General features: G+C 60.7%; 22 protein-coding genes. 15 read left to right on the plus strand and 7 right to left on the minus strand.

The genetic code is table 11. The features are described from left to right. Positions 1-83 precede the first annotated feature (83 nt). From J3A98_RS18580 to J3A98_RS18605, 6 genes are all read left to right on the plus strand, one after another. Positions 84-632, plus strand: a complete 549-nt coding sequence (locus tag J3A98_RS18580) for an Rnf-Nqr domain containing protein (RefSeq protein ID WP_209967702.1) — start codon at positions 84-86, stop codon at positions 630-632. Further along, positions 629-1600 carry an RnfABCDGE type electron transport complex subunit D gene (locus tag J3A98_RS18585; protein WP_209967704.1) on the plus strand — a complete coding sequence of 324 codons (972 nt, stop codon included), beginning with the start codon at positions 629-631 and terminating at the stop codon, positions 1598-1600. Before J3A98_RS18580 ends, J3A98_RS18585 begins: the two co-directional genes overlap by 4 nt. Continuing rightward, positions 1597-2199 carry an RnfABCDGE type electron transport complex subunit G gene (locus J3A98_RS18590; RefSeq protein WP_209967706.1) on the plus strand — a complete coding sequence of 201 codons (603 nt, stop codon included), beginning with the start codon at positions 1597-1599 and terminating at the stop codon, positions 2197-2199. The genes J3A98_RS18585 and J3A98_RS18590 overlap by 4 nt, the downstream gene beginning before the upstream one ends. After that, the gene (locus J3A98_RS18595; protein WP_209967709.1) at positions 2192-2716 is read left to right on the plus strand and encodes an Rnf-Nqr domain containing protein; all 525 of its coding nucleotides are present in this window, start codon (positions 2192-2194) and stop codon (positions 2714-2716) included. The genes J3A98_RS18590 and J3A98_RS18595 overlap by 8 nt, the downstream gene beginning before the upstream one ends. Positions 2717-2720: 4 nt before the next feature. Continuing rightward, positions 2721-3359 (plus strand): endonuclease III, encoded by a 639-nt coding sequence (gene nth, locus J3A98_RS18600; protein ID WP_143494696.1) that lies wholly within the window; start codon positions 2721-2723, stop codon positions 3357-3359. 104 nt (positions 3360-3463) lie between these two features. Continuing rightward, positions 3464-3640: a hypothetical protein gene (locus J3A98_RS18605; RefSeq protein WP_003254937.1), complete on the plus strand. Its 177-nt coding sequence runs from the start codon at positions 3464-3466 to the stop codon at positions 3638-3640. Between the two features lie 72 nt (positions 3641-3712). On the opposite strand, the gene J3A98_RS18610 is transcribed toward J3A98_RS18605, so the two are convergent. Further along, positions 3713-4336 (minus strand): response regulator transcription factor, encoded by a 624-nt coding sequence (locus tag J3A98_RS18610; RefSeq protein WP_003254939.1) that lies wholly within the window; start codon positions 4334-4336, stop codon positions 3713-3715. Between the two features lie 368 nt (positions 4337-4704). On the opposite strand from J3A98_RS18610, the gene J3A98_RS18615 reads away from it, so the two are divergent. Next, positions 4705-5187 (plus strand): hypothetical protein, encoded by a 483-nt coding sequence (locus tag J3A98_RS18615; protein ID WP_209967711.1) that lies wholly within the window; start codon positions 4705-4707, stop codon positions 5185-5187. A gap of 67 nt (positions 5188-5254) precedes the next feature. Here the strand turns inward: J3A98_RS18615 and J3A98_RS18620 are convergent, their stop codons facing one another. Continuing rightward, positions 5255-6472, minus strand: coding sequence for an argininosuccinate synthase (locus tag J3A98_RS18620; protein ID WP_021781974.1), 1218 nt, complete (start codon positions 6470-6472; stop codon positions 5255-5257). A gap of 921 nt (positions 6473-7393) precedes the next feature. Then, complete coding sequence (locus J3A98_RS18625; RefSeq protein ID WP_209967713.1) at positions 7394-8326, minus strand: OmpA family protein; 933 nt, start codon at positions 8324-8326, stop codon at positions 7394-7396. A gap of 130 nt (positions 8327-8456) precedes the next feature. On the opposite strand from J3A98_RS18625, the gene pyrC reads away from it, so the two are divergent. Together pyrC and rnt are read left to right on the plus strand one after the other, a co-directional pair. Further along, entirely contained in the window at positions 8457-9503 is a 1047-nt protein-coding gene (gene pyrC, locus J3A98_RS18630) for a dihydroorotase (protein WP_176683651.1), read from the plus strand. Continuing rightward, entirely contained in the window at positions 9500-10174 is a 675-nt protein-coding gene (gene rnt / locus J3A98_RS18635) for a ribonuclease T (protein WP_021781971.1), read from the plus strand. The genes pyrC and rnt overlap by 4 nt, the downstream gene beginning before the upstream one ends. Before the next feature lie 159 nt (positions 10175-10333). On the opposite strand, the gene J3A98_RS18640 is transcribed toward rnt, so the two are convergent. After that, positions 10334-10936, minus strand: coding sequence for a peroxiredoxin (locus tag J3A98_RS18640; protein ID WP_003254945.1), 603 nt, complete (start codon positions 10934-10936; stop codon positions 10334-10336). A 224-nt stretch (positions 10937-11160) separates the two neighbouring features. On the opposite strand from J3A98_RS18640, the gene J3A98_RS18645 reads away from it, so the two are divergent. Both J3A98_RS18645 and bfr read left to right on the plus strand, forming a co-directional pair. Next, positions 11161-11379, plus strand: a complete 219-nt coding sequence (locus J3A98_RS18645) for a bacterioferritin-associated ferredoxin (RefSeq protein WP_003254947.1) — start codon at positions 11161-11163, stop codon at positions 11377-11379. 199 nt (positions 11380-11578) lie between these two features. After that, positions 11579-12052 (plus strand): bacterioferritin, encoded by a 474-nt coding sequence (bfr, locus tag J3A98_RS18650; protein WP_003254948.1) that lies wholly within the window; start codon positions 11579-11581, stop codon positions 12050-12052. A 57-nt stretch (positions 12053-12109) separates the two neighbouring features. Here the strand turns inward: bfr and grxD are convergent, their stop codons facing one another. Together grxD and J3A98_RS18660 are read right to left on the minus strand one after the other, a co-directional pair. Beyond that, positions 12110-12445: a Grx4 family monothiol glutaredoxin gene (gene grxD, locus J3A98_RS18655; protein WP_021781969.1), complete on the minus strand. Its 336-nt coding sequence runs from the start codon at positions 12443-12445 to the stop codon at positions 12110-12112. Positions 12446-12536: 91 nt separating this feature from the next. After that, positions 12537-14645: a molybdopterin oxidoreductase family protein gene (locus tag J3A98_RS18660; RefSeq protein WP_209967715.1), complete on the minus strand. Its 2109-nt coding sequence runs from the start codon at positions 14643-14645 to the stop codon at positions 12537-12539. A 373-nt stretch (positions 14646-15018) separates the two neighbouring features. Between J3A98_RS18660 and argF the strand changes: the two genes are divergently transcribed. Continuing rightward, positions 15019-15939 (plus strand): ornithine carbamoyltransferase, encoded by a 921-nt coding sequence (gene argF / locus J3A98_RS18665; RefSeq protein WP_176683653.1) that lies wholly within the window; start codon positions 15019-15021, stop codon positions 15937-15939. Then, positions 15936-17045: an ABC transporter ATP-binding protein gene (locus J3A98_RS18670; protein ID WP_209967717.1), complete on the plus strand. Its 1110-nt coding sequence runs from the start codon at positions 15936-15938 to the stop codon at positions 17043-17045. The genes argF and J3A98_RS18670 overlap by 4 nt, the downstream gene beginning before the upstream one ends. A gap of 37 nt (positions 17046-17082) precedes the next feature. Here J3A98_RS18670 and ybaK read toward each other — a convergent pair whose 3' ends face one another. Next, the gene (ybaK, locus tag J3A98_RS18675; protein WP_176683655.1) at positions 17083-17553 is read right to left on the minus strand and encodes a Cys-tRNA(Pro) deacylase; all 471 of its coding nucleotides are present in this window, start codon (positions 17551-17553) and stop codon (positions 17083-17085) included. Positions 17554-17855: 302 nt separating this feature from the next. On the opposite strand from ybaK, the gene J3A98_RS18680 reads away from it, so the two are divergent. Then, positions 17856-18707, plus strand: a complete 852-nt coding sequence (locus J3A98_RS18680) for an MIP/aquaporin family protein (RefSeq protein WP_176683656.1) — start codon at positions 17856-17858, stop codon at positions 18705-18707. 51 nt (positions 18708-18758) lie between these two features. After that, on the plus strand, positions 18759-20258 hold the full coding sequence (glpK, locus tag J3A98_RS18685; protein WP_060495345.1) for a glycerol kinase GlpK: 1500 nt from the start codon (positions 18759-18761) through the stop codon (positions 20256-20258). Positions 20259-20294 lie beyond the last annotated feature (36 nt).

Below are 20294 nucleotides of genomic sequence, written 5' to 3' on the forward strand. Positions count from 1 at the left end.
AGCGGCCTGCCCGCTCCCACAATACGCAGGCCCCTTCATGTCAAACCCGGACAATCACCCTGATTCCCGGCTATCGTCATCTCATGAATGACTACATCCTGGTCCTGATCAGCGCCGCACTGATCAATCACCTGTGCCAGCTCCGACAGCCACTCTCCGGGTTGCAACTGCAGGTGCACGGCCTGGCCTGTGCCCTGTGCATTGCACTGGGCGTAATCGGCGCGCAACTGTTGGCGCACACCGTACTTGCCCCGCTGCACATCCACGAACTTGCCCTGTTCCTGCTATTGCCTTGGCTGGCTTTGCTCGCCTGGGGCCTGCCCTGGCTACTGGCCAAGTGGCGCCCGGCCTGGCCCGTAGCGGGGTTGCCAGCGCTGCTGTTGAGCAATGCCGCAGCGCTTGGGCTGGCCCTGCAACAGGCAAGCGACGACGTCAGCTGGCCAACCACGCTACTCCAAGGCTTGCTGACGGGTGGCGGCTTCTGGCTGGCGCTGATGGTGTTCGCCGACCTGCACCAGCGCAGCGCCCACGCCGACATCCCCAATGCGCTGCGCGGCCTGCCCATCCAATTGATCGGTGCCGGGGTAATGGCCATGGCGTTTTCCGGCTTCAATGGAATGTTTGGCCAATGAGCAGCCCCGATCCGCGGCTACGCACCAGCATGTGCCTGGTCTTGCTCGCCTGCACGCCTGGACTGCTGGCGCTGTTGTGGCTGCATGGCTGGGGCATGGTGCTGAACCTGTTGCTGTGTGCCAGTGCCGCATTGCTGTGCGAAGCATTGCTGCTGGCACTGCGCAGTCAACCACCAAGCCAGGCGCTAAACGACGGCAGTGCACTGGTGACCGCCGTGCTGCTGGCGGCCGCCCTGCCCACCCTGGCGCCATGGTGGCTGCCGGTCATTGCGGCATGTGTTGCGATCGGCATCGGCAAGCAGGCCTATGGTGGGGTCGGGCGAAATCTGTTCAATCCGGCCATGGTGGGTTATGCGTTCGTGCTGCTCAGCTTCCCGTTGCAGATGAACCATTGGCCTGGGCAGGTCCCAGACCTGCTCGACAGCCTGCAACAGGTGTTCGCTGGGGGCGAACAGATCGATGCCTGGGCCCGGCCGACATTGCTCGACGGCTTACGCCACAACCGCAGCCTGACCATCGACGAGCTGTTTGCCAGCCATCCGGGCTTTGGCAGCATTGGTGGGGCAGGCAGCGAATGGGTCAACTTGGCATTCCTGCTTGGCGGCCTGTTCTTATTGCAGCGCAAGGTGATCAGTTGGCATGCGCCGGCAGGTTTGCTGGCAGGGTTATTGGTATTCAGCCTGTTGGGCTGGAACGGTTCGGGGTCGGACTCCAATGGCTCGCCTTTGCTGCACCTGTTTTCCGGCTCGACCATGCTGGCAGCATTCTTCATTGCGACCGAGCCAGTGTCCGGCCCCAGAAACGACTGGGCCAAGCTGTGCTTCGGCCTGGGAACAGGGCTGCTTATCTACCTGATTCGTACTTGGGGCAGCTTCCCGGATGGCACCGCGTTCGCCGTTCTGCTGATGAATCTTTTGGCTCCGGTACTCGAGCGCATGGCTGTGCAACGTCAGCAGGCAGCCCGATGAAGCGGGGGGGACGGGATGTGGGCCTGCTGCTGCTGACTGGGGTATTGACAGTGTCTGCCACCCTGGCCTGGCGGCAGTGGACCAGCCCAGCCATCGCCAGCGCCGAAAAACAAATGCAAAGCCGCCAGCGGCTGGCCGTGCTGCCCGAAGGCAGCTATGACAACCAGCCACTGGAAAGCCCGCTGCCAAGGCCCGCCGCACAGAGGCCCAACAGCCGTATCCTGGCAGCTTACCGCGCCACTATGGCAGGCAAGCCAAGCGCCATTATTTTGGTCACACAGGTGCAGGGGTATGCCGGACCAATCGTACTAAGCGTCGCCATCGCCACAGACGGCCGACTGATCGGCAGCCAGGTTGTCGAACAACTGGAAAGCCCGGGGCTTGGCGATCACCTGAGTGACCCACAACTGCAGTGGCTGAAGCAGTTCGACAATCGCTATCTGGGCGATCACTGGGCACTCAAGCGGGACCAGGGTGATTTTGACCAATTGGCCGGCGCAACCGTAACCTCGCGGGCAGTTATCGCCGCATTGCAGGACGCGCTGAGTTATTTCGATGAACAGCGTAGTGTATTGCTGGAGGGCGCCGCACATGAATAGGTTTGGCCTGCTGGCCATGAGCATCGCGCCCCTGTTAGGCGCCACCCGAACGCTGGCTGAAGGCGCGGCCATCGGCCTGTGCGCAGCAGTGATGGGCTGCCTGCACCAAGTGTTGCTGGCCCCCCTGCGTAAACGCGTGGCCAGCTGGGCATATCTACTGGCCAGCCTGCTGCTGCTGGCAGCCCTGGCCAGTTGTCTGCAGTTGGCCATGCGGGCCTGGCCACTACCACTGGCCATTGCTCTGGGCCACTACCCCGCATTGTTGTGCCTGCAATGCCTGGCCAGTGACCACCTGCTGCCAGACCAACGCCGCTGGCGCGCGCTGGCAAAGCACCTCGGGGCTGTCTTTGCCAGTTGCCTGCTGCTGGGCGCCAGCCGCCAATGGCTGGCTGACCATGCCGAGCTGCACCTGGCCAGCCTCGCGCCCGGTGCGCTACTGCTGCTGGGACTGCTGTTGGCCTTGTACAATCGCCTGCATCCGGGCTCTGCCCACCCACATCGTCAAGGAAAGCCCTGATTTCATGAATGCCGCCAAACGCCTGGAGATTTTTCGCAGACTGCACGAAGACAACCCCGACCCAAAGACCGAACTGGCCTACACGACCCCGTTTGAACTGCTGGTCGCCGTGACACTGTCCGCGCAATCCACCGACGTCGGCGTCAACAAGGCCACTGCCCGCCTGTTCCCCGTCGCCAACACCCCCGAGGCCATCTATGCCCTGGGCGTTGAAGGCCTTAGCAAATACATCAAGACCATCGGGCTATACAACAGCAAGGCCAAGAATGTCATAGAAGCGTGCCGGCTGCTGATCGAGCGCCACGACAGCCAGGTACCGCAAACCCGCGAAGCGTTGGAGGCGCTACCCGGTGTCGGTCGAAAAACCGCCAACGTGGTGCTTAACACAGCGTTTCGCCAACCGGCCATGGCAGTGGATACCCACATTTTCCGCGTGAGTAACCGCACGGGTATCGCACCAGGCAAAACGGTGCTGGAAGTGGAAAAGAAACTGGTCAAGTTTGTACCTAAAGACTACCTGCTCGACGCCCACCATTGGCTGATCCTGCACGGGCGCTACGTGTGCCAGGCGCGCAAGCCAAGGTGCGGCAGCTGCAGGATCGAAGATTTGTGCGAGTACAAGCACAAAACCTCCGACGATTGAGCCAATAGCCAGAAACCACTCACGTCGATTGAAAAAATCTTTTTTACCAGCGTCTGCTTTCTGGTTATAAGGTCGGCCAATGGCCCCTTGGCTTGGAGCGACTCATGAGTACCGATAAAGACGACCTGTCGATCGATGATGATTTTGTTGCCGCAGACGATGACGCGGAACCACAAGTAGAAACCGCAAAGACCAACCTGAGCAAACGCCGCACCATCGACAACATGCTGGAAGAACGGCGCCTGCAAAAGCAGCTGGCCGATTTCGATTACGACCTGTAGTTCTGGTCCTGTAGTCATGGATCCATAGCCTTGGCAAAGCTTCCTGACTGGAGGCTTTGCCAAGGCCCGGGATCAGTTCAGACCTTGCCGTTGCGCCAGCTCGATCAGGTCAACCAGTGACCGTGCATTGAGCTTGAGCAACAGCCGCGACTTGTAGGTACTGACCGTCTTGTTACTGAGGTACATGCTGTCGGCAATCTCCTTGTTCGAACGCCCTCGCGCCAGCTGTTGCAGCACCGTCATTTCTCGCGCAGAAAGGCGATTCACCATATCCGTCTCGCTGCCCGCCCCCCTGCCACGTGACGCATGCAAGGCCTGGTTGGGGAAGTAGCTGTAACCCGACAACACAGCCTTGATAGCGCTAAGCAGCTCGGTAAGCTCCTGCTGCTTGCACACGTAACCCGCCGCCCCCGCCTGCATGCAGCGCATCGAAAAGTTGCCGGGGGCCTGCGACGTCAGCACCAGTACCTTGCTACCCGGGCTGAATGTCGCCATGCGGGCGATTACCTCCAGGCCATCCAGTTTCGGGATACCGATATCCAGCACCACAATATCCGGCAGGTGTTGCCGTGTCAGCTGCAGCGCAGCCACCCCATTGTCAGTCTCCGCCACAACGTCATACCCATGCCGCTCCATCAGCATGCGTACGGCCAGGCGTATGACCGGATGATCATCCACGATAAGCACTTTATTCATGCGATATCCATACATTGTTGTTGCTTTGGCACGCCACGATAACCGACAGGACGCCTGCTGGCGCGGCGATTTACCAGTGAAAGCCATTGACAGAGAAAACCTACAGAACTTACAGAAACTTCCTACACACTATGACTATGGTTGTAACAAATAAATTTCTTATCACCGAAAGAAACGGTACTACCCACTGACATAAACGCGCCAGTTGAGTACTGATCTTCAGTAGAGGAGAACTTCCGACTCGAACGCGCTGAAAAGGCAACACAACGAGGTTCTCTGACGATCATTCCTCCCCCGGGAAACAATCCAGCCTTTAGTTGAGTACAGCGGTAAGGTAAAGATGGGAAAAACCGCTGGAGACGGCCCCTATGACCCAAGCACAACCTGTCGCCCCGCTGACGATCATTGCCATCTTCGCGGGGATTATCGAAGCCTCCGCCCTTGCCACACTGCCATTTCTCGGCGAGTCCAGCCAAAAGCTCTACACCTGGTTCCTGGTAGGTTTTCCATTCTTTCTGACAGCACTGTTTTTTCTGACACTCAACTTCAATTACAAGTCGTTCTATAGCCCGCTTCCCAACAACACAGCACACGACAACACACCAGCACTGAACAGTATGGCCACACCCGTTATTGCCAATGATGCCCCCGAGGCGATACAGGGCGAACCTGTCACATTCATGTTCTCCGGCCCCGACGCCTGTCGCATGATGGAACAACAACTCTTGCACGCACTTGCCCAACCGCCCGAGCCCGCGCGCGTCTGGCGCTTTTGTAATCTGGACAGACGTCAATGTGCGCAGCTTTCGATCAGCGCACTTGAGGGCGAAGATGTAAACCCTCGAAGTTGAACAACCCGCCTTTCCGCAGGCATAAAAAAACCCCGGATTGAGCCGGGGTTTTCGCACAGGCCAGCAATCAGAGCAGCGAACGGCCCTTGTTGGCGGCAATGCGCATACGCAGTGCGTTGAGCTTGATGAAGCCAGCAGCGTCTTCCTGGTTGTAGGCACCACCATCTTCTTCAAAGGTGGCGATGTTGGCATCGAACAGCGAATCGTCCGACTTGCGGCCAACCACGGTCACATTGCCCTTGTACAGCTTCAGGCGCACCACACCATTCACGTTGACCTGCGAAGCATCGATCATCTGTTGCAGCATCAGACGCTCCGGGCTCCACCAGTAGCCGGTGTAGATCAGGCTGGCATACTTGGGCATCAACTCATCTTTCAGGTGAGCGACTTCGCGGTCCAGGGTGATCGACTCGATGGCACGGTGAGCCTTGAGCATGATGGTACCGCCAGGCGTTTCGTAGCAACCGCGCGACTTCATGCCGACGTAACGGTTCTCGACGATGTCCAGGCGGCCGATGCCGTTGGCACCACCGATACGGTTCAGGTCGGCGAGGACGGTGGCCGGGGATTTCTCGACGCCGTCGATGGCAACGATGTCACCATTGCGGTAGGTCAGCTCGATGTAGGTAGCTTGGTCCGGGGCGTTCTCAGGCGAGACACTCCAGCGCCACATGTCTTCTTCGTGCTCGGTCCAGGTATCTTCCAGGACACCGCCTTCGTAGGAGATGTGCAGCAGGTTGGCGTCCATCGAGTACGGCGACTTCTTCTTGCCGTGGCGCTCGATCGGGATGCCGTGCTTCTCGGCGTAGTCCATCAGCTTCTCGCGGGACAGCAGGTCCCACTCGCGCCATGGGGCGATGACCTTGACACCTGGCTTCAGGGCATAGGCACCCAGCTCGAAGCGCACCTGGTCGTTACCTTTGCCGGTGGCGCCATGGGAAATGGCGTCGGCGCCGGTTTCGTTGGCGATTTCGATCAGACGCTTGGCGATCAGCGGACGGGCGATGGAAGTACCCAGCAGGTACTCGCCTTCGTAGACGGTGTTGGCGCGGAACATCGGGAACACGAAATCACGCACGAACTCTTCGCGCAGGTCGTCGATGTAGATCTCTTTAACGCCCATTGCCTGGGCCTTGGCACGAGCCGGTTCGACCTCTTCGCCCTGACCCAGGTCAGCGGTGAAGGTCACCACTTCGCAGTTGTAGGTATCCTGCAGCCACTTGAGAATCACCGAAGTATCAAGGCCGCCGGAATACGCCAGTACGACCTTTTTTACGTCCGCCATGCCATCACTCCACGGGGTTGTACGGAAAGGTACCGATTCTACCGGCGTTGCGGATAAATTTACAGTGGGGCGACAGCTTCTGACGACAAAGCGACAGGAACTTTCGTAGGGGCGACGGGCGGTCGGCTGCGGGATGTGGCATTAGGACCATGGAGGGGCGTCGAGCCGCAGCGTGCATGCCTTGAGGAGTTCAGCGCCTGTGAGATCGAGCGCCGCCACGTGTCCGCCTCAACACATTTTGCGCCTGTGAGATCGGGCGCCGCCCGGTGTCCGCCTCGACACATTCTGCGCCTGTGAGATCAAGCGCCGCCAGGTGTCCGCCTCGACACATTCTGCGCCTGTGAGATCGAGCGCCGCCAGGTGTCCGCCTCGACACATTCTGCGCCTGTGAGATCGAGCGCCGCCAGGTGTCCGCCTCGACACATTCTGCGCCTGTGAGATCGAGCGCCGCCAGGTGTCCGCCTCGACGCATTCTGCGCCTGTGAGATCGAGCGCCGCCCGGTGTCCGCCTCGACACATTCTGCGCCTGTGAGATCGAGCGCCGCCAGGTGTCCGCCTCGACACATTCTGCGCCTGTGAGATCGAGCGCCGCCAGGTGTCCGCCTCGACACATTCTGCGCCTGTGAGATCGAGCGCCGCCCGCGCGGCGCTTCGCGGGTAAACCCGCTCCTACGTTTGTTTCGGGCCAATTATGCCTGTGGGATTCGCGCGCGAACGCCTTGGTGCCTATCTCGATATCGCGTCGTACCAACAAGGCGGTCGCGCGCGCCAGGCACAGGATGGACTGGCCCGAAACAAACGTAGGAGCGGGTTTACCCGCGAAGCGCCGCGCGGGCGGCGCTCGATCTCACAGGCGCTGAAAATGTTGTGACGAACCCCTGGCGGCCTTGATGCGAGCCCATGACATGCACCGACCAGATCTCAGGGCGCCTTCGCCCCTGATACCGGTGCAACAGCCGGCGCCGCTTGCTCAACCGGCCTTTCCACGGCTTTTTCAACCACCGCCACCCGATCCAGCTCGATATTCACCCGCCGATTACGCGCCCGGTTCGACGCACTGTTGTTTTTCGCCAGCGGATAACGCTCGCCATGGAAGCGCACAGTAATCTGCTCTTGCGGCACACCGTGAGCCTTGAAGTAATCGGCCACGGCCAATGCGCGACGGCGCGACAGGTCGCGGTTGGTCAGGCGGTTGCCACTGTTGTCGGAGTGGCCGTTGAGCTCGATATGGTTAACCGTGGGGTCGGCCTTCAGGTAGTCGACAATCACCGCCAGCCGCGCCTTGGCTGCTGCATCCAGCTCGAAACCGCCCCCAGGGAAGCCCACTTGAGTCTGGCGCACCTGGTCATAGTTCATCGGCAACAGCTTGCCCGCACAGACCTGATAGTCATTGTAGGCCTTGGCGAAGCTGACCGGCAGCACACGCACCTCCATCGGCCTGCCCGCCTCACCGGTGTAGTTGCGCACGACTGTGCTACGCCCGTCGAGCAGACCGTTGATCAGCCGGCTGGCCTGCCCTTGGGAGGAGCTGAACAGCACACCGCTGCGGGCCATACGCACATGGCCCAGGTTGATATCGCCACGCCCAGGTTGCCATGGCGCTGCCGCGGCCAGCAGGCTGGCGGTGCCGGCACCCAGTACGTTGCTGTCCGAACGCAGCTGGAACACCGGCTGCTCGCCTGCCCGGCGCACGAACGTACCGCTGCCGAAACCTTCGATCGGTTGGCTCAGACGGCACTCGAACTGGTCACCCTCGACCTTCCAGGCAATGTTCTCCATGCGCGTCTGGAAAGTCAGTGCGCCGGCCGGCAGGCTGGCGAACAGGGTCAACAGGGCTAGGTAACGCTGGCGCACGGGCGGCTCCACAATTTCTGACGGCTTACCAGCAGGCTATCGGACGCCGCGCGGAAAACTTGATAGCCGTGCTCGCCCCGGGGTTTTCCGGTAGGATTGGGGCTTGAGTTCGACCCGCCTGGAATCCCCAATGTCCGATCGCCTGACCCTCCTGCGCCCCGACGACTGGCACATCCATCTGCGCGATGGTGCCGTCCTGCCCCACACCGTTGGCGACGTGGCGCGTACCTTCGCCCGTGCCATCATCATGCCCAACCTGGTTCCGCCGGTGCGCAATGCCGCCGAGGCCGGCGCCTACCGTGAGCGCATTCTGGCTGCCCGCCCGGCCGGCAGCCGCTTCGAGCCGCTGATGGTTCTGTACCTCACCGACAACATCAGCCCCGAGGACGTCCGCGCGGCCAAGGCCAGCGGTTTCGTGTACGCCGCCAAGTTGTACCCGGCCGGTGCCACCACCAACTCCGATTCCGGCGTGACCAGCATCGACAACATCTTCCCGGCCCTGGAGGCACTGGCGGAAGTGGGCATGCCGCTGCTGGTGCATGGCGAAGTGACCCGCAGCGAGATCGACGTGTTCGACCGCGAGAAGCGCTTCATCGACGAGCACATGCGCCGTGTGGTCGAGCGCTTCCCGACGCTGAAAGTGGTGTTCGAACACATCACCACCAGCGACGCCGCGCAGTTCGTCACCGAGGCCCCGGCCAACGTGGGTGCGACCATCACCGCCCAGCACCTGCTGTACAACCGCAACCACATGCTGGTTGGCGGCATTCGCCCGCACTTCTACTGCCTGCCGATCCTCAAGCGCAACACGCACCAGGTGGCCTTGCTGGACGCCGCCACCAGCGGCAACCCGAAGTTCTTCCTCGGCACCGACTCGGCACCTCATGCCCGGCACGCCAAGGAAGCAGCCTGCGGTTGCGCGGGTTGCTACACCGCCTATGCGGCCATCGAGATGTACGCCGAAGCGTTCGAACAACGTAACGCGCTGGACAAGCTGGAAGGCTTCGCCAGCCTGCACGGCCCGGCCTTCTATGGCCTGCCGGCGAACACCGACACCATTACCCTGGTCCGCGAAGAATGGACCGCTCCGGAAAGCCTGCCATTTGGCGAGCAAACCGTAGTCCCGCTGCGCGCTGGCGAAAAACTGCGCTGGCGCCTGCTGGAGGCAAACGCGTGAGCGAAGACCTTTACGAAGACGACCTGGAAACCCAAGGCAGCAGCGGTCCTCGCCACCCGATGGCCGAACGCTTCCGCGGCTATCTGCCGGTCGTGGTGGATGTTGAAACCGGCGGTTTCAACAGCGCCACCGATGCATTGCTGGAGATTGCCGCTGTCACCATCGGCATGGACGAGAAAGGCTTCCTGTTCCCCGAACATACCTACTTCCACCGAGTGGAGCCGTTCGAGGGCGCCAACATCGAGCCGGCCGCGCTTGAGTTCACCGGGATCAAGCTGGACCACCCGCTGCGCATGGCGGTCAGCGAGGAAAGCGCGATGACCGACATCTTCCGCGGCGTGCGCAAGGCACTCAAGGCCAACGGCTGCAAGCGGGCGATTCTGGTCGGCCACAACAGCAGCTTCGACCTGGGCTTCCTCAATGCGGCAGTGGCGCGTAATGATCTGAAGCGCAACCCGTTCCACCCGTTCTCCAGCTTCGACACCGCCACCCTGGCGGGCCTGGCGTATGGCCAGACCGTGCTGGCGCGGGCCTGTCAGAGCGCCGACATCGACTTCGACGGGCGTGAGGCGCACTCGGCACGTTACGACACCGAGAAAACCGCTGAACTGTTCTGTGGCATCGTCAACCGCTGGAAAGAAATGGGCGGCTGGCGCGATTTCAACGATTGATCTGCCAAAAGCATTCGCGGGCACGCCCGCCCCCACAGGTTCACCTTTGCCTTCAGGCATGCAGAGAATCGGTGGGAGCGGGCGCGCCCGCTAAGAGGCCGGCACAGGAAGGCATAAAAAAACCGGCCACGAAGGCCGGTTTTTTCATCCGCGCAGCAATTACAGCTTGCCAGCGTTCTCGCTCAGGTAGGCAGCAACGCCTTCAGGCGAAGCGTTCATGCCTTTGTCGCCTTTTTTCCAGTTGGCAGGGCAGACTTCGCCGTGCTCTTCGTGGAACTGCAGGGCGTCGACCAGACGCAGCAGCTCGTCCATGTTACGGCCCAGTGGCAGGTCGTTGACGATCTGCGAACGGACAACACCGTTGGTATCGATCAGGAAGGCGCCACGGAAGGCCACGCCACCTTCGGACTCGACGTCGTAGGCTTTGCAGATTTCGTGGGTCATGTCGGCAGCCAGGGTGTACTTCACCTGACCGATGCCGCCGTTGTTGACCGGGGTGTTACGCCAGGCGTTGTGGGTGAAGTGCGAGTCGATCGACACGCCGATCACTTCCACGTTGCGCGCCTGGAAGTCAGGGATGCGGTTGTCCAGGGCGATCAGCTCGGACGGGCAGACGAAGGTGAAGTCCAGCGGGTAGAAGAACACCAGGCCGTACTTGCCCTTGATGGCCGAGGCCAGGTTGAAGCTATCGACGATCTCGCCATTGCCCAGCACGGCCGGAACGGTGAAATCGGGGGCTTTCTTACCAACGAGTACGCTCATTGTAATCTCCTGATGAGGGTGAAAAACCGTTTGCCGGGCCAGACGAGCTTGCCCGACATCCAACAAAGGCCGACCATCATACACGGCTTCTCATGACAGGCCGACTCCGTCGACAAAGCGACCACCGGTCGCTCAAGCACAGCCCTCTCAGAAAGATCTTTGACAAGCATTCTCATTACCATTAAGCTCCAACCCATCGACCCAACCAGCGATGGTCAGCCCTTATGTATGTGTGTCTTTGTGTCGGCGTTACCGACGGACAGATCCGCGATGCGATCTATGAAGGATGCTGCAGTTACAAGGAAGTGCGAGCCGCCACCAATGTCGCCAGCCAGTGTGGGAAATGCGCCTGCGTGGCCAAGCAGGTGGTCCGCGAGACCCTGACCGAGCTTCAGGTCAGCCAGGCAGCCCTGCCCTACCCCGTCGAATTTACCGCTGCCTGAACCCAGAATTTCAAGAACCGGACCTGGTGTCCGGTTTTTTTATGCCTGAAATTCAATAAGTTAGCGGTGCAACGCGGTTCACAAACATTCTTATTCCTATTAATTTTCACTTATTATTCAAGAACTTAGGTTTGACACACCTAAGTATCGGGCTCAAACTTCAGTGGATTGACACACTTCTACAGGGCAGGAACCCGACATGAAAGGCGACGTAAGCGTCATCCAGCATCTCAACAAGATCCTCGGAAACGAGCTGGTCGCGATCAACCAGTACTTCCTGCACGCACGCATGTACGAAGATTGGGGGCTGAACAAACTCGGCAAGCACGAGTACAAAGAATCCATCGATGAAATGAAGCACGCTGACAAACTGATCAAGCGTATTTTGTTCCTCGAAGGTATTCCTAACGTTCAGGACCTGGGCAAACTGTTGATCGGCGAGCACACCAAGGAAATGCTTGAGTGCGATCTGAAGATCGAACAGCAAGGCCTGGTCGACCTGAAGGCAGCCATCGCCCATTGTGAAACCGCTGGCGACTTCGGCTCCCGTGACGTGCTCGAAGATATCCTCGAGTCCGAGGAAGAACACATCGACTGGCTGGAAACCCAACTGGGTCTGATCGACAAGATCGGTATCGAGAACTACCTGCAGTCGCAGATGGGCGAAGAATAAATATTCGCCCCATGAAAAAACCCGCGATCAGCGGGTTTTTTCATGCTTGCCGGAAGATCAGGCTTCAGAAGCCTTGGCCTTGGCAGCCGCTTCCTTGATCAGGGTTTGCAGCTCACCGTTCTCGAACATTTCCAGCATGATGTCGCTGCCGCCAACCAGCTCACCGGCTACCCACAATTGCGGGAAGGTCGGCCAGTTGGCGTATTTTGGCAGGTTGGCGCGAATTTCCGGGTTCTGCAGGATGTCGACGTAGGCGAACTTTTCGCCACAACCCATCACGGCCTGCGATGCACGCGCAGAGAAGCCGCATTGCGGGGCATTCGGCGAGCCTTTCATGTAAAGCAGAATGGTGTTGTTGGCAATCTGCTCTTTGATCGTTTCGATGATATCCATGTAGCACCTCGGCTGAACTATCCGACACAGTCGTCGGCACGGTGTCGCATTGTAACGGAAAGCCGAGCGCCGTGCTCGGCCTTGCCGTTCCTCAAGCGGCCTCGACCTGCACAGGTACGCCATTGAGCGCAGCGTTTCCGGATACCTGGTCCCGAAAGCGCTCATCGGTCAGGTCATTGGCACTCACGCCAGGTTGCGCCTGCGCGATTTGCATGCGCACACCCTGACGACCATGACCAAAGCCATGGGGCAAGCTGACCACACCGGGCATCATGTCCTCGCAGGCCTGCACCTCGACCTCCAGTGAGCCAGTACGTGAACGGATGCGCACGCGCTGGCCATCCTGCAGGTGCCGCTGCTGCAAGTCTTGCGGGTGCATCAACAACTGATGCCGTGGCTTGCCTTTCACCAGGCGATGGAAGTTGTGCATCCACGAGTTGTTGCTGCGCACATGGCGGCGCCCGATCAGCAGCAGTTCGCCCGGCGCCGGGGGCGTCATTTGCGCCAGGCGGTGCAGGTCGTCGAGCAAAACCTGCGGGGCTGCTTCGACAGCCTTGCTGGCAGTCGCCAGCCGCCCAGCGAGGTTGCTGCGTAACGCCCCCAGGTCAAGCCCGTGCGGGTGATCGTCCAGTGTTGCCAGGGAAAGCTGCCAACGCGTTGCTTCACCGTAGCGCCCTTTGCGCAGGGCTTGATCAATCATCTGCGCAGGCGACCAGGTCGGCTTCAACTCCAACTCGGCACGCTTGGCAAACGCCTGCGCCAGACCGACGAAAATCTCCCAGTCATGCAGTGCCCCCTCCGGCTTGGCCAGGATCGCCCGGTTGAAGCGCGTGACGTTGCGCACCGCCAGCAGGTTGAAGGTGCTGTCGTAATGATCGTTTTCCAGCGCGGTGGTAGAGGGCAGGATCAGGTCGGCATGGCGGGTGGTTTCGTTGATGTAGAGATCGATACTGAGCATGAACTCCAACCCCTCCAGCGCCGCATCCAGCTGGCGACCGTTAGGTGTGGACAACACAGGGTTGCCGGCGACTGTCACCAGGGCGCGCACCTGCCCTTCGCCCGGTGTTTGCATTTCCTCCGCCAGGGCCGCCACAGGCAGCTCGCCGCCGTACTCGGGCAAGCCCGACACACGGCTCTGCCAGGCATTGAAATGGCCACCCGAGGTGGTTGCCACCAAGTCGACGGCAGGCTCCGTGCACAACGCGCCGCCACTGCGATCGAGGTTGCCGGTCACCAGGTTCACAAGTTGCACCAGCCAATGGCAGAGAGTGCCAAATGCTTGGGTCGAGACGCCCATGCGGCCGTAGCACACGGCCTGCCCGGCAGCGGCGAAGTCGCGTGCCAGCTGGCGGATGTCCGCTGCAGCAATACCACATTGGGCGCTCATGGCCTCGGCACTGAACGGCGCAATAGCCTCGCGCACCTGCTGCAGGCCGCTGACCGGCAAGTGTGAGCCCCGAGCCAGGCCTTCTTCGAACAATGTGTTGAGCAAGCCGCACAACAGGGCTGCATCCCCACCGGGGCGAATGAACAAGTGGCGGTCAGCCATTGCCGCCGTTTCGCTACGCCGAGGGTCAACCACCACCAGGCGCCCACCACGCGCCCGCAGGGCCTTCAGGCGCTTCTCCACGTCCGGAACGGTCATGATGCTGCCATTGGAGGCCAGCGGGTTGCCGCCAAGAATCAGCATGAACCCGGTGTGGTCGATGTCCGGAATCGGCAGCAGCAGCCCATGCCCATACATCAAGTGGCTGACCAGGTGTTGGGGCAACTGGTCCACTGAAGTGGCAGAGAAACGGTTACGGGTCTTGAGCAGGCCCAGAAAGTAGTTGCTGTGGGTCATCAAGCCGTAATTGTGCACACTCGGATTGCCTTGGTAGACCGCCACGGCATTGCGCCCATGGGCCTGCTGGACCGCCCACAGTTTTTCGGCAGCCAGTGCGAAGGCCTCATCCCAGCCAATGGCGTGCCAATGCTCGCCTACTCGCTTGTGTGGCTGACGCAGGCGATCCGGGTCGTTCTGAATGTCCTGCAACGCCACGGCCTTGGGACAGACATGGCCACGGCTGAACGGGTCAAGTGGGTCGCCCTTGATCGAGCTGATCAGGGCCCGCCCGTCCTGCTCATGGCTGACTTCGATGTTGAGCCCGCAGATCGCTTCGCACAGGTGACAGGCACGGTGATGCAGGGTCTTGGTCATGGCCGCCTCTGCCTTGTTGTTGTCGAACAGTGACTATGCGCCCGCCCCCTGCCTGCGGCCAGTGCGCTTCGCCGTGTGAATCCACCGACATCAGGCGCACGATTTACGACAGCCATTTGCCAAATTGCCGGCAAGCCGTGTACAACCTTGTGTAGCAAATAAAGAACAGCACGGGCCGACGGGCAAAGACACCCTTTGCAACACCCTTTGCGATCAGGCCGCTTTTCCCCCCTTGGCTTCAGGCGACATTTACTTATAGTATTGCGCCTTTCCCTATTTCGTCCGCCCCGTGCGGCTTACGCCGCAGGTCACTCCCGTTGTCAAAAAAACCATACGGTCGACCTGCATACCGTTGCAGATAAGGTAGTCAATCATGAACGCTAGGCACTTTCTCTCCCTGCTGGACTTCACCTCCGACGAATTGCTCGGGGTGATCCGCCGCGGCATCGAGCTGAAGGACCTGCGTAAGCGAGGCGTGCTGTTCGAACCGCTGAAGAACCGTGTACTGGGCATGATCTTCGAGAAGTCCTCGACCCGTACCCGTGTGTCCTTCGAGGCCGGCATGATCCAGCTCGGCGGCCAGGCCATCTTCCTGTCGCCTCGCGACACACAGCTGGGCCGCGGCGAGCCGATTGGTGACAGCGCCATCGTGCTGTCGAGCATGGTTGATGTGGTGATGATCCGTACCCACGCCCACAGCACCCTGACCGAGTTCGCCGCCAAGTCGCGCGTGCCAGTGATCAACGGCCTGTCCGACGAATCGCACCCGTGCCAACTGCTGGCCGACATGCAGACCTTTGTTGAACACCGCGGCTCGATTCAAGGCAAGACCGTGACCTGGATCGGCGATGGCTTCAACATGTGCAACTCCTACATCGAAGCCGCCAGGCAGTTCGATTTCAAGTTGCGCATCGCTTGCCCCGAAGGCTATGAGCCGGATCAACGTTTCATGGCACTGGGCGGTGACCGCGTGCAGATCATCCGTGATGCCAGGGAAGCCGTGCGTGATGCACACCTGGTGGTCACCGATGTCTGGACTTCCATGGGTCAGGAGGAGGAAACTGCACGGCGCCTGGCGCATTTCGCGCCTTACCAGGTCACCCGCGAACTGCTCGACCTGGCGGCACCCGATGTCCTCTTCATGCACTGCCTGCCCGCCCACCGTGGCGAGGAAATCAGCCAGGACCTGCTCGACGACCCACGTTCGGTCGCCTGGGACGAGGCTGAAAACCGCCTGCATGCACAGAAGGCGCTTCTCGAATTCCTTGTAGAACCGGCTTACCACCACGCATGAGTCAACCCCTACTGCTCAACCTGCGCAACCTCGCCTGTGGCTATGGCGACCAGCGCATCGTCCAGAACCTCAACCTGCACCTGAACGCAGGCGACATCGGTTGCCTGCTGGGTTCATCCGGTTGTGGCAAGACCACCACCCTGCGCGCCATCGCCGGTTTCGAGCCGGTGCACGAAGGCGAGATCCACTTGGCCGGCGAGGTCATTTCCCGGGCCGGCTTCACCCTGGCCCCGGAAAAGCGCCGCATCGGCATGGTATTTCAGGACTACGCGCTGTTCCCGCACCTGACCGTTGCGCAGAACATTGCCTTTGGTATCGCCAAACACCCACGCCAGGCCGCCGTCATCGAAGAGATGCTGGAACTGGTCAAACTCGGCGGGCTGGGCGGGCGTTACCCCCATGAGCTGTCTGGCGGCCAGCAGCAACGTGTCGCCCTGGCCCGGGCGCTGGCACCCGAGCCGCAACTGCTGCTGCTTGACGAGCCGTTCTCCAACCTCGACGTGGAGCTGCGCCGGCGCCTGAGCCATGAGGTTCGCGACATTCTCAAAAGCCGCGGTACCAGCGCCATTCTGGTCACCCATGACCAGGAAGAGGCCTTTGCCGTCAGCGACCAGGTTGGCGTCTTCAAGGAAGGTCGTCTGGAACAGTGGGACACGCCCTACAACCTTTACCACGAACCGCAGACGCCATTCGTGGCGAGTTTCATCGGCCAGGGATACTTCATCCGTGGGCAAATGAGCAGCCACGAGGCGGTCAATACCGAAGTGGGTGAACTGCGTGGTAACCGCGCCTACATCATGGCGCCGGGCAGCTCGGTGGATGTACTGCTGCGCCCGGATGATATCGTGCATGCGCCAGGCAGCGCGCTACTGGCGAACATCATTGGCAAGAGCTTCCTCGGCGCATCGACGCTCTATCGCTTGCAGTTGCCCACCGGTAGCCAGCTGGAAGCGATCTTCCCTAGCCACAACGACCACGAGGTCGGTGAGAACGTGGAGATTGCAGTGAAGGCTGATCACCTCGTGCTATTCCCTGTACCGGGTAGCGTTGCGGCACAGTTGCCACGCCAGGAGAATGGCGTGCGTCGTTACAGTTCGGCGACTTGACTTCAGCGCCATGGGGCCGCTTGGCGGCCCCATGCTCTCAGCCTCGACCGATCCCGGCAAACGTGCCCTGCGTATGCTCCGCCAGCACCGCCGCTGCCAACTCCACTTCCAGGCCACGCCTACCGGCGCTGACATGGATAGTTGCAAAACTCTGCGCCGAGTCATCGATAAAGGTTCGCAGGCGCTTCTTCTGCCCCAGCGGGCTGATGCCACCCACCAGGTAACCGGTCGCCCGCTGCGCCGCCGCCGGGTCGGCCATCTCGCACTTCTTCACCCCGGCAGCATGGGCCAGGGCCTTGAGGTCCAGGGTGCCCACCACAGGCACAACCGCTACCAGCAATTCCCCTTTCTCGCTGCTTGCCAGCAATGTCTTGAACACCTGCTGCGGGTCGAGCCCGAGCTTTTCCGCCGCCTCCAGGCCATACGACGCCGATTTCGGGTCATGTTCATAGCTGTGCACGCGATGCTCGGCACGGTGCTTCTTCAACAGGTCTAGGGCGGGGGTCATGCAAGGGCTCCAGTCAGGGATGACTCGGCGGCTACTTTAGGACAATTCCTACATCCCAGCCAGCGGACAGCAATAGCGCACCTCTAGTACGAGGATCCGCAGCTGATTCTAGCGGCCATATCGTGACTGACCGTTCACTTTCGACCTTTGACATCAGCGTTTCTTGTCTATATTTTTTCGTTTCTGAATAAGCGATGCACATTTAAGGTGCATTTCCTACATCACCCGGGGTCAATGGGGATAGACACCGGGTTTTGCTGTCGAGCGCCACGCGCCTCACAACAAAAAAAACGAGGTCATACATGACGACTGCTCTGCGCCAACCCACACTGTCCAGCCAATGCCTGGCCGAATTTCTCGGCACCGCCCTGCTCATCTTCTTCGGTACCGGCTGCGTCGCCGCCCTCAAGGTCGCGGGCGCCAGCTTCGGGCTTTGGGAAATCAGTATCATATGGGGCGTGGGCGTCAGCATGGCCATCTACCTCACCGCCGGTATTTCCGGTGCGCACCTGAACCCAGCCGTGAGTATCGCCCTCACACTGTTCGCAGGGTTCGACAAGCGCAAGCTGCCCTTCTACATGCTGGCCCAGGTATGCGGCGCATTCTGTGGCGCCGCACTGGTCTACACGCTGTACAGCAACCTGTTCTTCGATTTCGAACAAGCCCACGCCATGCTGCGCGGTAGCGAAGGCAGCCTGGAGCTGGCCTCGGTGTTCTCCACCTACCCGCACCCGTCGCTGTCCACCAGCCAGGCATTTCTGGTCGAAGTGGTGATCACTGCCATCCTGATGGCCGTGATCATGGCCTTGACCGACGACAACAACGGCCTGCCGCGCGGCGCCATGGCCCCGCTGCTGATCGGCCTGCTGATTGCGGTGATTGGCAGCGCGATGGGCCCATTGACGGGGTTTGCGATGAACCCGGCCCGTGATTTCGGGCCAAAACTCATGACATTCCTGGCCGGTTGGGGCGAAATCGCCTTCACTGGCGGGCGGGATATTCCTTATTTCCTGGTTCCGGTATTTGCACCGATCCTGGGCGCCTGTCTGGGTGCAGCTGGCTATCGCGGCCTTATTGCACGCAACCTGCCATTAGCGCCCGCCGCGATCCCTGAGACAAATGACATTCGCCAGGGCGATACTCAAGCCAATTGATGCTGCCACCACGCACAGCCCTGACCCTCTATTCTTGCAAGGCCTACGACCATGACAGACACCCAGGATAAGAACTACATCATCGCCCTGGACCAGGGCACCACCAGTTCGCGGGCGATCATTTTCGACCGTGACGCCAATGTTGTGGGTACCTCCCAGCGCGAGTTCGCACAGCATTACCCGCAGGCGGGCTGGGTCGAGCATGACCCGATGGAGATTTTCGCCACACAAAGCGCGACCATGGTCGAGGCTCTGGCCCAGGCAGGTATCAGCCACGCCCAGGTCGCCGCGCTGGGTATTACCAACCAGCGCGAAACCACTGTGGTGTGGGACAAGGAAACCGGGCGCCCGGTGTACAACGCCATTGTCTGGCAGTGCCGCCGCAGCACCGAGATCTGTGCCCAGCTCAAGCGTGACGGCCATGAAGACTACATTCGTGAAACCACCGGCCTGGTCACCGACCCGTATTTCTCCGGCACCAAGCTGAAGTGGATCCTCGACAATGTCGACGGCGCCCGTGAACGCGCCGAGCGTGGCGAACTGCTGTTCGGCACCATCGACACCTGGCTGATCTGGAAATTTACCGGCGGCAAGGTGCATGTCACCGACTACACCAACGCCTCGCGCACGCTGATGTTCAACATCCACAGCCTGCAGTGGGACGACAAGCTGCTGGAGATCCTGGGCATCCCACGGCAAATGTTGCCAGAGGTGCGCCCCTCTTCTGAAGTGTATGGCCACACCAAGAGCGGCATAGCCATCGCCGGTATCGCCGGCGACCAGCAATCGGCACTGTTCGGCCAGATGTGCGTGGAGCCGGGCCAGGCCAAGAATACCTACGGCACCGGCTGCTTCCTGTTGATGAACACGGGCGACCAGGCGGTGAAGTCATCCCACGGCCTGCTCACTACCATTGCCTGCGGCCCGCGTGGTGAGGTGGCCTATGCACTGGAAGGCGCGGTATTCAATGGTGGCTCTACCGTGCAATGGCTGCGTGACGAACTGAAGATCGTCAACGATGCCCTGGATACCGAGTACTTCGCCAGCAAGGTCAAGGACAGCAACGGCGTGTATCTGGTGCCAGCCTTTACCGGCCTGGGTGCCCCGTACTGGGACCCGTATGCCCGTGGTGCGCTGTTCGGCCTGACACGTGGCGTGAAGGTGGACCACATCATCCGCGCCGCATTGGAGTCCATCGCCTATCAGACCCGCGATGTCCTCGACGCCATGCAGCAGGACTGCGGCCAGCGCTTGTCCGAGCTGCGCGTGGACGGCGGTGCAGTGGCCAACAATTTCCTCATGCAGTTCCAGGCCGACATCCTCGGCACCTGCGTGGAGCGGCCACAGATGCGCGAAACCACGGCACTGGGCGCCGCCTATCTGGCAGGCCTGGCCTGTGGCTTCTGGAGCGGCCTGGACGAGCTGCGCGACAAGGCGATCATCGAGCGCGAGTTCAGCCCGCAGCTGGATGAAACGCAGAAAGAAAAGCTGTATGCCGGCTGGAAGAAGGCAGTCGAGCGTACCCGTGACTGGGAAGATCACGAGGCATAATACCTGTTGGGGCCGCCATGCGGCCCCAAACGTCCA

The sequence above is a fragment of the Pseudomonas sp. BP6 genome (genome assembly GCF_017875935.1).
Lineage (GTDB): Bacteria > Pseudomonadota > Gammaproteobacteria > Pseudomonadales > Pseudomonadaceae > Aquipseudomonas > Aquipseudomonas putida_Y.

Excerpts from the sequence above, each read along its gene's own strand:
- J3A98_RS18595 (WP_209967709.1), top strand. The coding sequence starts at position 2,192 with ATGAATAGGTTTGGCCTGCTGGCCATGAGCATCGCGCCCCTGTTAGGC.
- J3A98_RS18640 (WP_003254945.1), bottom strand. The coding sequence starts at position 10,936 with ATGAGCGTACTCGTTGGTAAGAAAGCCCCCGATTTCACCGTTCCGGCC.
- J3A98_RS18580 (WP_209967702.1), top strand. The coding sequence starts at position 84 with ATGAATGACTACATCCTGGTCCTGATCAGCGCCGCACTGATCAATCAC.
- ybaK (WP_176683655.1), bottom strand. The coding sequence starts at position 17,553 with ATGACCCCCGCCCTAGACCTGTTGAAGAAGCACCGTGCCGAGCATCGC.
- J3A98_RS18645 (WP_003254947.1), top strand. The coding sequence starts at position 11,161 with ATGTATGTGTGTCTTTGTGTCGGCGTTACCGACGGACAGATCCGCGAT.
- J3A98_RS18590 (WP_209967706.1), top strand. The coding sequence starts at position 1,597 with ATGAAGCGGGGGGGACGGGATGTGGGCCTGCTGCTGCTGACTGGGGTA.
- glpK (WP_060495345.1), top strand. The coding sequence starts at position 18,759 with ATGACAGACACCCAGGATAAGAACTACATCATCGCCCTGGACCAGGGC.
- J3A98_RS18585 (WP_209967704.1), top strand. The coding sequence starts at position 629 with ATGAGCAGCCCCGATCCGCGGCTACGCACCAGCATGTGCCTGGTCTTG.
- J3A98_RS18620 (WP_021781974.1), bottom strand. The coding sequence starts at position 6,472 with ATGGCGGACGTAAAAAAGGTCGTACTGGCGTATTCCGGCGGCCTTGAT.
- J3A98_RS18605 (WP_003254937.1), top strand. The coding sequence starts at position 3,464 with ATGAGTACCGATAAAGACGACCTGTCGATCGATGATGATTTTGTTGCC.
- bfr (WP_003254948.1), top strand. The coding sequence starts at position 11,579 with ATGAAAGGCGACGTAAGCGTCATCCAGCATCTCAACAAGATCCTCGGA.
- grxD (WP_021781969.1), bottom strand. The coding sequence starts at position 12,445 with ATGGATATCATCGAAACGATCAAAGAGCAGATTGCCAACAACACCATT.
- argF (WP_176683653.1), top strand. The coding sequence starts at position 15,019 with ATGAACGCTAGGCACTTTCTCTCCCTGCTGGACTTCACCTCCGACGAA.
- J3A98_RS18670 (WP_209967717.1), top strand. The coding sequence starts at position 15,936 with ATGAGTCAACCCCTACTGCTCAACCTGCGCAACCTCGCCTGTGGCTAT.
- J3A98_RS18660 (WP_209967715.1), bottom strand. The coding sequence starts at position 14,645 with ATGACCAAGACCCTGCATCACCGTGCCTGTCACCTGTGCGAAGCGATC.
- J3A98_RS18610 (WP_003254939.1), bottom strand. The coding sequence starts at position 4,336 with ATGAATAAAGTGCTTATCGTGGATGATCATCCGGTCATACGCCTGGCC.
- J3A98_RS18680 (WP_176683656.1), top strand. The coding sequence starts at position 17,856 with ATGACGACTGCTCTGCGCCAACCCACACTGTCCAGCCAATGCCTGGCC.
- nth (WP_143494696.1), top strand. The coding sequence starts at position 2,721 with ATGAATGCCGCCAAACGCCTGGAGATTTTTCGCAGACTGCACGAAGAC.
- pyrC (WP_176683651.1), top strand. The coding sequence starts at position 8,457 with ATGTCCGATCGCCTGACCCTCCTGCGCCCCGACGACTGGCACATCCAT.
- J3A98_RS18615 (WP_209967711.1), top strand. The coding sequence starts at position 4,705 with ATGACCCAAGCACAACCTGTCGCCCCGCTGACGATCATTGCCATCTTC.